General features: G+C 74.1%; 13 protein-coding genes. All 13 read left to right on the top strand.

Features of this window, described 5'->3' with window-relative positions; genetic code table 11:
• Window positions 1–826 (top strand): adenylyl-sulfate kinase (gene cysC, locus ACFSBI_RS15860; protein ID WP_377936645.1); only part of this gene is annotated, 826 nt, incomplete at its 5' end.
• The gene (locus tag ACFSBI_RS15855; RefSeq protein WP_377936643.1) at window positions 823–1,587 is read left to right on the top strand and encodes an inositol monophosphatase family protein; all 765 of its coding nucleotides are present in this window, start codon (window positions 823–825) and stop codon (window positions 1,585–1,587) included. The genes cysC and ACFSBI_RS15855, both read left to right, overlap by 4 nt.
• Complete coding sequence (gene cysD, locus ACFSBI_RS15850) at window positions 1,584–2,495, top strand: sulfate adenylyltransferase subunit CysD (protein WP_377936641.1); 912 nt, start codon at window positions 1,584–1,586, stop codon at window positions 2,493–2,495. Before ACFSBI_RS15855 ends, cysD begins: the two co-directional genes overlap by 4 nt.
• The gene (locus ACFSBI_RS15845; RefSeq protein ID WP_377936639.1) at window positions 2,495–3,757 is read left to right on the top strand and encodes a sulfate adenylyltransferase subunit 1; all 1,263 of its coding nucleotides are present in this window, start codon (window positions 2,495–2,497) and stop codon (window positions 3,755–3,757) included. The genes cysD and ACFSBI_RS15845 overlap by 1 nt, the downstream gene beginning before the upstream one ends.
• Window positions 3,758–3,788: 31 nt before the next feature.
• Window positions 3,789–4,430, top strand: coding sequence for a hypothetical protein (locus tag ACFSBI_RS15840; protein WP_377936637.1), 642 nt, complete (start codon window positions 3,789–3,791; stop codon window positions 4,428–4,430).
• Between the two features lie 60 nt (window positions 4,431–4,490).
• Entirely contained in the window at window positions 4,491–6,545 is a 2,055-nt protein-coding gene (thrS, locus tag ACFSBI_RS15835) for a threonine--tRNA ligase (protein ID WP_377936635.1), read from the top strand.
• Window positions 6,542–7,120: an HIT family protein gene (locus ACFSBI_RS15830; protein WP_377936633.1), complete on the top strand. Its 579-nt coding sequence runs from the start codon at window positions 6,542–6,544 to the stop codon at window positions 7,118–7,120. The genes thrS and ACFSBI_RS15830 overlap by 4 nt, the downstream gene beginning before the upstream one ends.
• Before the next feature lie 166 nt (window positions 7,121–7,286).
• Window positions 7,287–8,210 carry a pyridoxal 5'-phosphate synthase lyase subunit PdxS gene (pdxS, locus tag ACFSBI_RS15825; RefSeq protein WP_377936632.1) on the top strand — a complete coding sequence of 308 codons (924 nt, stop codon included), beginning with the start codon at window positions 7,287–7,289 and terminating at the stop codon, window positions 8,208–8,210.
• Entirely contained in the window at window positions 8,207–8,785 is a 579-nt protein-coding gene (gene pdxT, locus ACFSBI_RS15820; RefSeq protein ID WP_377936630.1) for a pyridoxal 5'-phosphate synthase glutaminase subunit PdxT, read from the top strand. The genes pdxS and pdxT overlap by 4 nt, the downstream gene beginning before the upstream one ends.
• Window positions 8,786–8,874: 89 nt before the next feature.
• Window positions 8,875–9,483, top strand: a complete 609-nt coding sequence (locus ACFSBI_RS15815; protein WP_377936628.1) for a hypothetical protein — start codon at window positions 8,875–8,877, stop codon at window positions 9,481–9,483.
• Window positions 9,484–9,528: 45 nt separating this feature from the next.
• Window positions 9,529–10,290 (top strand): YebC/PmpR family DNA-binding transcriptional regulator, encoded by a 762-nt coding sequence (locus ACFSBI_RS15810; protein ID WP_377936627.1) that lies wholly within the window; start codon window positions 9,529–9,531, stop codon window positions 10,288–10,290.
• A complete protein-coding gene (ruvC, locus tag ACFSBI_RS15805) occupies window positions 10,287–10,844 on the top strand; it encodes a crossover junction endodeoxyribonuclease RuvC (protein WP_377936625.1) in 558 nt (185 codons plus the stop codon). The genes ACFSBI_RS15810 and ruvC overlap by 4 nt, the downstream gene beginning before the upstream one ends.
• Window positions 10,845–10,950: 106 nt before the next feature.
• Window positions 10,951–11,577 carry a hypothetical protein gene (locus ACFSBI_RS15800; RefSeq protein WP_377936623.1) on the top strand — a complete coding sequence of 209 codons (627 nt, stop codon included), beginning with the start codon at window positions 10,951–10,953 and terminating at the stop codon, window positions 11,575–11,577.
• Window positions 11,578–11,776: the final 199 nt, after the last annotated feature.

Genomic DNA, 11,776 nt, shown 5'->3' with positions numbered 1-11,776 from the left:
GGCCCGCCTGCTCGCGGCCGTCGCCGCCGCGGCAGCCGGGTGGTCGGACCGGACGGGGCGAGCCGCCCCGGTCGCCGCGGTCCCGTGGGCGCTCGGCGCCGCGCCCGGCGTCCTCGCCGCGCCCGAGCTCGTGACCGCGGACGGCGTCGCCGAGCGCCTCTCCGCCGCGCTCGGCCTCGACGAGCTCGTCGTGCTGGGGGAGGGCGACGAGCACCGCTCGCTCGCCCGGCTCGAGGACGACGCGCGCGGCGCCGCCCGGGCGCTGTTCCCGGCCGAGGTGCTGGCGTTCCACCGCGACGAGCGGGCCGAGGGCGCGGTCGTGCTCTTCACCGGCCTGTCCGGGTCCGGCAAGTCGACGGTCGCGAAGGCGCTCGCGGCGCGCCTCCGCGACCGCCCGGTCACCCTGCTCGACGGGGACGAGGTGCGCCGGATGCTGTCCGCGGGCCTCGGCTTCGACGCGGAGGGCCGGGCGCTGAACGTGCGGCGCATCGGCTGGGTCGCGGCCGAGGTCGCGCGCGCGGGCGGCACCGCGATCGCAGCGCCCATCGCCCCCTTCGCCGCCGGACGCGCCGAGGTGCGCGCCATGGCGGAGGCGGCGGGCGCCCCCTTCGTGCTCGTGCACGTCGCCACCCCGCTCGAGGTCTGCGAGGCCCGCGACCGCAAGGGGCTCTACGCCGACGCGAGGGCGGGCCGGATCGCCGACTTCACCGGGATCTCCTCGCCCTACGAGGAGCCGCTCGACGCGGACCTCGTGATCGACACCTCGACGACCGGTGTCGAGGACGCGGTCGAGGCCGTGCTGACCGTCCTGGAGGACCGCCGATGACCGACGACGCCCGACTGGCCGCCGAGCTCGCGCAGCGCGCCGCCGACGAGCTGGTGCGCCTGCGGGCCGGCACCGCGCTGACCGGCCGCGCGCTGAAGGACGCCGGTGACGCCGCCGCGCACGCGCCGCTCGTCGCGGCGCTCCGCGACGCGAGGCCGGCCGACGCCGTGCTGTCCGAGGAGGCCGCCGACGACCCCGCGCGGCTCGACGCGGACCGGGTGTGGATCGTCGACCCCCTCGACGGCACCCGCGAGTTCTCCGAGCACCGCGACGACTGGGCGGTGCACGTCGCCCTCTGGACCCGCACCGGCGGCCTCGCGGCGGGCGCGGTCGCGACCGGTGCCGGGGTCCGCAGCACGGACGACCCCCGCGCCGCAGCGGCCGACCCCGCGCCCGTCCTCGCCGGCGAGCGGCCGCTGCGGCTCGCGGTGAGCCGCAGCCGGCCGCCGGCGGTCGTCGACGCGCTGGTGCGGCGGCTCGGCGCCGAGCCGGTGCCGATGGGCTCCGCCGGGGTCAAGACGATGGCGGTGGTCGACGGTACGGTCGACGCGTACGTCCACGGCGGCGGCCAGTACGAGTGGGACTCGGCGGCGCCCGTCGCCGTCGCCCGCGCCGCGGGGCTGCACACGAGCCGCCTCGACGGCTCCCCGCTCGAGTACAACCGCGCGGAGGTGTGGCTGCCCGACCTGGTCGTCTGCCCGCAGCCGCTCGCGCAGCACCTGCTCGCCGCGATCGCGGCGGGGGAGGAGGAGGAAGCATGACGGCCCAGCGCGCCTACGCGCTCTCGACCCTCGACGCCCTCGAGGCGGAGAGCATCGGCATCATCCGCGAGGTGGCCGCCGAGATGCAGCGCCCCTGCCTGCTGTTCTCCGGCGGCAAGGACTCGGTGGTCCTGTCCTACCTCGCCCGCAAGGCCTTCGCGCCGGCGCGGGTCCCGTTCCCGATCATGCACGTCGACACGGGGCTGAACTTCCCGGAGGTCATCGCCTTCCGCGACGCGTGGGTCGAGTCGCAGCAGCTGCGCCTCGTCGTCGCGTCCGTGCCCGACGCGATCGAGCGGGGGCTCGTGCAGGAGGAGCCGAACGGCAGCCGGAACCGCATCCAGACCCCGGTCCTGCTCGAGGCGGCGGAGCAGAACGGCTTCGACGCGCTCTTCGGCGGCGCCCGTCGCGACGAGGAGAAGGCGCGCGCGAAGGAGCGGGTGTTCAGCTTCCGCGACGACTTCGGCCAGTGGGACCCGAAGGACCAGCGCCCGGAGCTGTGGTCGCTGTACAACGGGCGCGTCCACCAGGGCGAGTCCATCCGCGTCTTCCCGCTGTCGAACTGGACCGAGCTCGACATCTGGACCTACATCCAGCGGGAGGGCATCGACCTGCCGCAGCTCTACTACGCCGCCGACCGCGAGGTGGTGGAGCGCGGCGGGATGCTCTACGCGGTGAACGAGTTCGTGCCGCTGCGCGACGGCGAGACCGCCGAGGTGCGCCGGGTGCGCTACCGCACGATGGGCGACGCCAACCTGACCGCGGCGGTCGCGTCCGACGCGGTCGACGTCGACGCGGTCGTGGCCGAGATCGCCGCGGTGCGGGTCACCGAGCGCGGCGCGACCCGCGGCGACGACAAGGTCAGCGAGGCCGCCATGGAGGACCGAAAGCGCGAGGGGTACTTCTGATGAACGATCTGGTCCGGTTCGCCACGGCGGGCAGCGTCGACGACGGCAAGAGCACCCTGATCGGGCGCCTGCTCTACGACTCGAAGTCCCTCTTCGACGACAACCTCGAGAGCGTCGAGCGCGTCAGCCGCGAGCGCGGGGACGACTACACCGACCTCGCGCTGCTCACGGACGGCCTGCGCGCCGAGCGGGAGCAGGGCATCACGATCGACGTCGCGTACCGCTACTTCGCGACGCCCCGCCGCAAGTTCATCGTCGCCGACACCCCGGGGCACGTGCAGTACACGCGGAACATGGTGACGGGCGCCTCCACCGCCGACGTCGCGCTGATCCTCGTGGACGCCCGGAAGGGCGTCTCGGAGCAGAGCCGGCGCCACGCCTTCCTCGCGTCGCTGCTCGGGGTGCCCCACCTCGTGCTGCTCGTGAACAAGATGGACCTCGTCGACTGGGACGAGCAGGTCTTCCAGTCGATCGCGGACGAGTTCGCCTCCTTCGCGAGCCGCCTGCGCATCCACGACCTCGCCTTCATCCCCGTCTCGGCGCTGCAGGGCGACAACGTCGTGGAGCGCAGCGCGAACATGCCGTGGTTCCACGGCTCGCCGCTGCTGCACCACCTGGAGCACCTCCACGTCGCGTCCGACCGCAACCTCGTCGACGTGCGCTTCCCGGTGCAGTACGTGATCCGGCCGCAGTCGGCCGAGGCGCGGGACTACCGGGGCTTCGCGGGCACGGTGGCCTCGGGCGTGCTCAAGCCGGGCGACCGGGTGTCGGTGCTGCCGAGCGGGTTCGAGTCGATGATCGCGTCGATCGAGGGCCCGAGCGGCCCCGTCGACGAGGCCTACCCGCCCATGTCGGTCGTCGTACGGCTCGCCGACGAGATCGACATCAGCCGCGGCGACCTCATCTGCCGGCCGCACAACGCCCCGACGACGACCCAGAACCTCGACGCGCAGATCTGCTGGATGGACGAGCGGGCGCCGCTCACGCCCGGCAAGGTGTACGCGCTGAAGCACACGACCCGCTGGGCGCGGGCGAAGGTGACGGAGGTGGACTACCGCGTCGACGTGAACACCCTGCACCGCGACCAGGAGGCGACGTCGCTCGGGCTGAACGAGATCGGGCGGGTCCGGCTGCGGACGACCCAGCCGCTGTTCGTCGACCCGTACTCGGAGAACCGCACGACCGGGTCGTTCATCCTGGTCGACGAGACGACGAACCGGACGGTGGGCGCGGGCATGCTCACCGCCTCGCACGGCGCCTGAGCGCGCCGGCCGCGGTCGGGGGAGGGCAGCGGTGGAGCACGCGCAGGACGATCCGGCCGCGGAGCCGCGGTGGGTGCGCCGCGCCGTCGAGGACGAGGCGGACGAGGGCATGCTCCTCGCCGAGTACGCGGTGCGGATGCGGCTGAAGAACCGGATCATCGTCGACACGATGACCGCGTCGGGCAGCATCGACGCCGACGCCTGGGCCGACGAGGCGCGGCTGATGCTCGGCCGGCTGCGGATCGAGGCGGAGGCGTCGGCGCGGCGGATGGACCGGGAGCGGGACGTCGCCGAGCTCGCGGAGGGGGTCGCCCGCCACGAGCACGACTACCGCAGCGACGACACGGGCGCGCTCGACCGGCGGCGCCTCGTCTACCGGCTGACGGCCCGCCGCCTGCTGTCCTGGGAGAACGACGCCGCGCAGGTGGCGCTGCTGCTCGACGCGGCGCGCTCCGACGCCGCCGACGAGGTCAACGCCGCGATCGGCGCCGCGGTGGCGGGCGACGTCGTGGCCCCGGCCGAGGACGGGGCGCTGCTGAAGGAGCGCCTGCGCCTCATCACCTCGGTCGACCTGCCCGCGCTCGAGCGCGCCGCGCACGGCGACGGCGCCGTGATCGCGGTGCCGCCGCGCGGTCGGCTGCGGAGCTGGTTCGCCCGGCTCCGCGGCCGCTGAACGGTCCGGGGCGGCCCGCCTAGGCTGGAGGCCGAACCGATCCCGAGGAGGAACGCCGTCGTGAGCGTCACCGAGACCAGCCAGCCGAACCCCGGCGACGGGCCGCAGGTGACGACGGGGCGGACCCTGTTCGGATCCGACCGCGCGGTGGTGGCGGTGCGCGTCGACGGCGCGCTCTGGGATCTCGACCGCGCGCTCCCGGACGGCGTCGACGTGCAGCCGGTGCCGATCGACTCGCCCGACGGCCTCTCGATCCTCCGGCACTCCGCCGCGCACGTGCTCGCGCAGGCCGTGCAGCGGATCAACCCGGAGGCGCGGCTCGGCATCGGTCCGCCGATCACGGACGGCTTCTACTACGACTTCGACGTCGCCGCCGCCTTCACCCCCGACGACCTGAAGGCGCTCACCAAGGAGATGGAGCGCATCCAGCGCGCCGGCCAGCGCTTCGAGCGGCGCGTCGTGACGGAGGACGAGGCCCGCGAGCTGTTCGCGGCGGAGCCGTACAAGCTCGAGCTGATCGGACTGAAGGGCGGAGCGACCGAGGAGGCGTCCGTCGAGGTCGGCGGCGGCGAGCTCACCGTCTACGCGAACGTGGACCGCTCCACCGGCGAGGTCGTCTGGCAGGACCTCTGCCGCGGTCCGCACGTGCCGAACACCGGCGTGATCCGCAACGGGTGGGCCCTCACCCGCGTCGCGGCGGCGTACTGGCGCGGCAGCGAGCAGAACCCCCAGCTGCAGCGGATCTACGGCACCGCCTGGCCGTCCAAGGACGAGCTGCGCGCGTACCAGCACCGGATCGAGGAGGCGGCGAAGCGCGACCACCGCCGTCTCGGCGCCGAGCTGGACCTCTTCAGCTTCCCCGACGAGATCGGATCCGGGCTGTCCGTCTGGCACCCGCGCGGCGGGGTCGTGCGGCAGGAGATGGAGCAGCACGCGAGACGGCGTCACGTCGAGGCGGGCTACACCTACGTCTACACGCCGCACATCGCGAAGCAGGACCTGTTCCTGCAGTCGAACCATCTGGTGACCTACCGCGAGGGCATGTTCCCGCCGATCCGGATGGACGAGGAGGTGGTCGACGGCGAGGTGGTCAAGGAGGGCGTCGACTACTACCTCAAGCCGATGAACTGCCCGATGCACATCCTGATCTACAAGGCGCGCGGCCACAGCTACCGCGACCTGCCGATGCGCCTGGCGGAGAACGGCACCGTGTACCGGAACGAGCTCTCCGGCGCGCTCCACGGGCTCACCCGCGTGCGCGGGTTCACCCAGGACGACTCCCACCTGTTCGTGACGCCCGAGCAGCTCGAGGAGGAGACCGCGAAGGTCCTCGACTTCGTGCTGTCGATGCTGCGCGACTTCGGCCTCGACGACTTCGAGCTCGAGCTGTCGCTGCGCGACGACGAGAAGTCGAAGTGGATCGGTTCCGAGGAGTTCTGGGCGTACTCGACGGACGCGCTGCGCAGCGTGGCGACCAGGAGCGGCCTGAAGCTGACGGAGATGCCCGGCGAGGCGGCGTTCTACGGGCCGAAGATCGACCTGAAGACCCGCGACGCGATCGGCCGCACCTGGCAGCTGTCGACCGTGCAGGTGGACGTGAACCTGCCGGAGCGCTTCGACCTCGAGTACACCGACCGCGACGGGCAGCGGAAGCGCCCGATCATGATCCACCGCGCGCTGTTCGGGTCGATCGAGCGGTTCTTCGCGATCCTGCTCGAGCACTACGCGGGCGCGTTCCCGCTGTGGCTGTCGCCCGTGCAGGCGGTCGGGATCCCCGTCGCCGCGGAGTACGCCGACCACCTCGCCGGCGTGCTCGACCGCCTGCGGGCCGAGGGCGTGCGCGTGGAGCTCGACGAGTCGGACGAGCGGATGCAGAAGAAGATCCGCACGCACACGCTGCAGCACGTGCCGCTGCTGCTGATCGCGGGGGAGAACGACCGCGACGCGGGCGCGGTCAGCTTCCGCTTCCGCGACGGCTCCACCATGAACGGCGTGCCCGTCGACGAGGCCGTCGCCCTCGTCACGGGTGCGATCGCGGATCGGCGACAGGTCTCCACGGCCGACGACCTGCGGCCGGCCGGCGGTGCGGGCGCCGCCGCGGCGGGCGCGGTGTGACCGGCGGCCCCTACTCCGGCGACGAGTTCGACGGGGTCCCGCGGCAGGAGGGCGCGGTCGGCGTCCCCGACGCGTACCAGCGCCTGTGGGTGCCGTACCGGATGGCGTACATCCGGTCGAACCACACCGGGCCGTCCGCGGGCGGCCACGACCAGGAGTGCCCGTTCTGCGTCGCGCCGACGCTCTCCGACGAGGACGCGCTCATCGTGCACCGGGGCGAGCACGCCTACGTGCTGCTGAACCTGTTCCCGTACAACTCGGGGCACCTGCTGATCTGCCCGTACCGGCACGTCCCGCTCTACGACGAGGCGACGCCCGACGAGGTGGGCGAGATCGCGGCGCTGACCCAGACGGCGATGCGGGTGGTGCGCGAGGACTCGCGGTGCGACGGGTTCAACATCGGCTTCAACCAGGGTGCGATCGCCGGTGCGGGGGTGGCGGGGCACCTCCACGAGCACGTCGTGCCGCGCTGGGCGGCGGACGCGAACTTCTTCCCGATCATCGCCGGGACGAAGGCGATCCCGGTGCTGCTCGGCGACACCCGCGCGGCGCTCGCCGCGGCCTGGCCCGCGTGACCGACCTCGCGGATCCGCAGATCTCCCGCGGATCCGCAGATCTCGCCCGACACGCCGCGGCCCGTGCGACGGCATCGGCGTGTCGGCCAGGAATTGCGGATCCGCGAACCCCGTTGACGCGGCAGTACGCTTGACGATCGACCTCGAGGACCAGGGACCCGCACAGATGACCGACACGCTCAGCCCGACCACCGCCTCCGGCGACCGCACCGGCACCGGCACCGCCCGCGTCAAGCGCGGCCTCGCCGAGATGCTGAAGGGCGGCGTGATCATGGACGTGGTCACCCGCGAGCAGGCGCGCATCGCCGAGGACGCGGGCGCGGTCGCGGTCATGGCGCTCGAGCGCGTGCCGGCCGACATCCGCGCGCAGGGCGGCGTCGCCCGGATGAGCGACCCGGACCTGATCGCCGGGATCGTGGACGAGGTCTCCATCCCCGTCATGGCGAAGGCCCGAATCGGGCACTTCGTCGAGGCGCAGGTGCTGCAGCACCTCGGCGTCGACTACATCGACGAGTCCGAGGTGCTGTCGCCCGCGGACTACGTGAACCACATCGACAAGTGGCCGTTCACCGCGCCGTTCGTCTGCGGTGCCACGAACCTGGGCGAGGCGCTGCGCCGCATCACCGAGGGCGCCGCGATGATCCGCAGCAAGGGCGAGGCCGGCACCGGCGACGTCTCCGAGGCGACGAAGCACATCCGCACCATCCGCGGCGAGATCAACGCGCTGAAGGCGAAGACGCCGGACGAGCTGTACGTCGCCGCGAAGGAGCTGCAGGCGCCGTACGAGCTGGTGGCCGAGGTCGCGCGGCTCGGGAAGCTGCCGGTCGTGCTCTTCACCGCCGGCGGCGTGGCCACGCCGGCCGACGCCGCCATGATGATGCAGCTCGGCGCGGACGGCGTCTTCGTCGGCTCCGGCATCTTCAAGTCCGGCGACCCGGCGAAGCGCGCCGCCGCGATCGTCCGCGCCACGACCTACTTCGACGACCCGGAGGAGATCGCGAACGCGTCCCGCGGGCTCGGCGAGGCCATGGTCGGGATCAACGTCGCCGACGTGCCCGCGCCGCACCGCCTCGCCGAGCGCGGTTGGTGACCGGCCCCCGCGTCGGCGTCCTCGCCCTGCAGGGCGACTTCCGCGAGCACCTCGCCGTGCTCACGGGTCTCGGCGCCGACGCGGTGCCGGTGCGGCGGGAGCGCGAGCTGGACCAGGTCGCCGGGCTCGTCATCCCGGGCGGCGAGTCGACGGTGATGGACAAGCTGTCCCGCACCTTCGGGCTCGCGGCGCCCCTGCGCGAGCGCATCGACGCGGGAATGCCGGTGTACGGCACCTGCGCGGGCCTCATCATGCTGGCCGACCGCATCACCGACGGGCTCGGCGACCAGCGCACGATCGGCGGCCTCGACGTGACCGTGCGCCGCAACGCCTTCGGCAACCAGAACGACTCCTTCGAGGCCGACCTCGACGTCACGGGCCTCGACGGGCCGGTCCACGCGGTCTTCATCCGGGCGCCCGTCGTGGAGCAGGTGGGCCCCGCCGCGGAGGCGATCGCCACGGTTCCGGACGGCCGGGTCGTCGCGGTGCGCCAGGGCGGCCTGCTGGGCACGAGCTTCCACCCGGAGATCACCGGCGAGACCCGCTTCCACCGGATGCTGCTGGACCTGCTCTAGGTCCTCCGGTCCGGTGCCGTTGCGGACATCCGGGCCCGCTGCGCGGCACCCGGATGTCCGGAACGGGCCCGCGCGGGGAGGATGAGCCCGTGAAGCTGTACTCGGACTTCGGCGGCCGACGGGCCTACCAGATCGTCGGCGACCTGTTCGCGGTGGTGGTGCTCGTCGTCGGCGTGCGGGTCGCCGTGGCGCTGCACGACAGCATCGCGTCGCTGAAGGGGTTCGGCCGGGACGTCGCGAGGTCGGGGGGCGACTTCCGCTCCACCATGTCCGACATCGGCGACACCCTGGGCGGGGTGCCGCTGATCGGCGGCGGCATCCGGTCGCCCTTCGACGCGGCGAGCGCGGCGGGCGGCACCCTCGTCGACGCCGGGACGAGGTGGCAGGACGGCGTCGAGGCACTCGCGACGCTCGTGGGCTGGACCGTCGCCGTCCTCGTCGTCCTCGTGGTGCTGCTCGGCTGGATCCGGCCGCGGCTCGTCGGGGCGGTCCGCCGCGCCGCCGTGGCCCGGCTCGCGACCTCCGCCCCGTCGCTCGACCTGCTCGCGCTCCGGGCCCTCGCGACCCGACCGGCCCGCGCCGTGACGCAGGCGGACGAGGACGCCGTCGCGGGCTGGCGGCGCGGTGACGAGCAGGTGATCCGGCGCCTCGCCGCGCTCGAGCTGCGCGCGTCCGGGGTCCGACTGCGGGACGACTGAGCACCCGGGTACGATCGAAGCGGCGTTTCGGCAGGAAGGGGCGACGTGTCCGGACACTCCAAGTGGGCGACCACCAAGCACCAGAAGGCGGTCAAGGACCAGCGCCGGGCGAAGTCGTTCGCGAAGCTGATCAAGAACATCGAGGTCGCGGCCAAGATGGGCGGCGCGGACCTGTCGGGCAACCCGACCCTGGTCGACGCCGTGCAGAAGGCGAAGAAGACCTCCGTCCCGAACGACAACATCGACCGCGCCATCAAGCGCGGGGCCGGGCTGACCGGCGAGACGATCAACTACGACACGATCATGTACGAGGGCTACGGACCCAACGGGGTCGCGCTGCTGATCGAGTGCCTGACGGACAACCGCAACCGGGCGGCCGCCGAGGTGCGCACCGCGATGACGCGCAACGGCGGCACGATGGCCGACCCGGGCAGCGTCGCCTACAACTTCAACCGCAAGGGCGTCATCCGGGTCGCGAAGACCGACGGCCTCTCGGAGGACGACGTGCTGGGCGCGGTGCTCGACGCGGGCGTGGAGGACGTCGCCGACCACGGCGAGGAGTTCGAGGTCGTCACCGAGCCGACGGACCTCGTGACGGCGCGGACCGCGCTGATCGGCGCCGGGATCGACTACGAGTCCGCGGACAGCGAGTTCGTGCCCGGCCTCACGATCGAGATCGACGACGTCGAGGTCGCGAAGCGGATCATGCGCCTGGTCGACGCGCTGGAGGACAGCGACGACGTGCAGAACGTCTTCGCGAACTTCGACTTCTCCGAATCCGTCTCCGCCGCGCTCGACGAGGAGTGACCCTCCGCGTCCTCGGGGTCGACCCGGGGCTGACGCGCTGCGGGGTCGGGGTCGTGGAGGTCCGACCTGACCGCACGGCCACCCTCGTGCACGTCGAGGTGCTGCGGACCCCTGCCGACCAGGCGCTCGAGCTGCGGCTGCTCACGATCGGCCGCGGGCTCGCCCGGCTGCTCGACGAGCACCGGCCGCAGGCCTTCGCGCTGGAGCGGGTCTTCGCGCAGCAGAACATGCCGAGCGTGATGGGCGTCGCGCAGATCAGCGGGATCGCCCTGCACCTCGCGGCGGAGCGCTCGCTGCCCATCGGCCTGCACACCCCCAGCGAGGTGAAGGCCGCCGTGACCGGCTACGGGAACGCGGACAAGCGGCAGGTGACCGCGATGGTCGCCCGCCTGCTGGGGCTGACGGAGCTGCCGAAGCCCGCGGACGCGGCCGACGCGCTCGCGATCGCGATCTGCCACGCCTGGCGGCAGCCGCAGCCGGCGGCGTCCGGCGCCCCGCTCACCCCGGCGCAGCGCGCGTGGCGCGCGGCCGAGGCGGGCTCCAGGCGCCGCTGAGGGGTCGGCGCTGCGGGGTCAGCCGGCGGCGCCGTCCGCCGCGGTCCCGCTCGGACTCGGTGCGGGCGTCGAGGCGTCGACGGAGGCGGCGGGCTCGGGTGCCGTCGTGGGCGCGGCCCTCCTGCTCGCCGAGGGGGACGGGCTCGACGCGGGGGCCGAGCTCGCGGTCGGCGCCGAGGTCGGCGCGGGCGGGGTCGACGCGGTCGGCGCCGGGGCGGACGAGGGGCTGGACGTGGGCGTCGGGCTCGACGACGGTGCGGGATCCGCGGTGGGCGTCGGCTCGGGCGCGCCGGTCGCGGACGGCTCCGGCGAGGAGGTCGGCGCGGGCTCGGGCTCGGCGGTCCTCGTCGGCTCGGGCGTCGGGGTCGGCGTCGCGGTCGCCGTGGGCGTCGGGGACGGCGAGGAGGACGGGGACGGCGAGGAGGACGGGGCCGGCGAGGAGGGCGCGGGTGACGAGGGCGCCGACGACGAGGGCGCGGGCGCGGCGGTGGGCGTCGGGCTCGGCTCGGACGCGCGCGACGGCTCCGACGACGCGGAGGGCCGGGGTGCGGCCGACGGGGTCGGCGCCGCGCTCGCGGGCGCGGTCGACGTCCGGCTCCCGGAACGCACCGCGACCGTCCGCGGCCGCTCCGCCTCGGGGGTGCGCGACGGCGAGGCGCCCGTCAGGTCCGGCGCGCTGGACGGCGCGGCCGTGGGCGCCTCGACGGCGTCGGCGGACGGCCGGGCGGCCTGACCGCCGGACTGGGCCGAGGTCGGGGCGCGCACGCCGGATCCGAAGGCGTCCGCGGCGATGGGCTGCGCGCCGAGCGCCGTTGCGACCAGCGCGGCCGAGAGGCCCATCGCGGCCGCACCGAGCACGCCGACGCCGACGCCCGCCACCACGCTCGCCGTCGGGCGCGGGCGCCGCGCGGCGCCCGGGGCCGGGGCGGGCT

Origin of the sequence: Amnibacterium endophyticum (assembly GCF_042680685.1) — a bacterium.
GTDB lineage: Bacteria > Actinomycetota > Actinomycetes > Actinomycetales > Microbacteriaceae > Amnibacterium > Amnibacterium endophyticum.
This window is presented reverse-complemented; position numbering and strand designations above follow the sequence as displayed.

What these genes read in the sequence shown, in the direction of transcription:
- ACFSBI_RS15845 (WP_377936639.1), top strand. Translation starts at nt 2,495, where the DNA reads ATGAACGATCTGGTCCGGTTCGCCACGGCGGGCAGCGTCGACGACGGC.
- ACFSBI_RS15855 (WP_377936643.1), top strand. Translation starts at nt 823, where the DNA reads ATGACCGACGACGCCCGACTGGCCGCCGAGCTCGCGCAGCGCGCCGCC.
- cysD (WP_377936641.1), top strand. Translation starts at nt 1,584, where the DNA reads ATGACGGCCCAGCGCGCCTACGCGCTCTCGACCCTCGACGCCCTCGAG.
- pdxS (WP_377936632.1), top strand. Translation starts at nt 7,287, where the DNA reads ATGACCGACACGCTCAGCCCGACCACCGCCTCCGGCGACCGCACCGGC.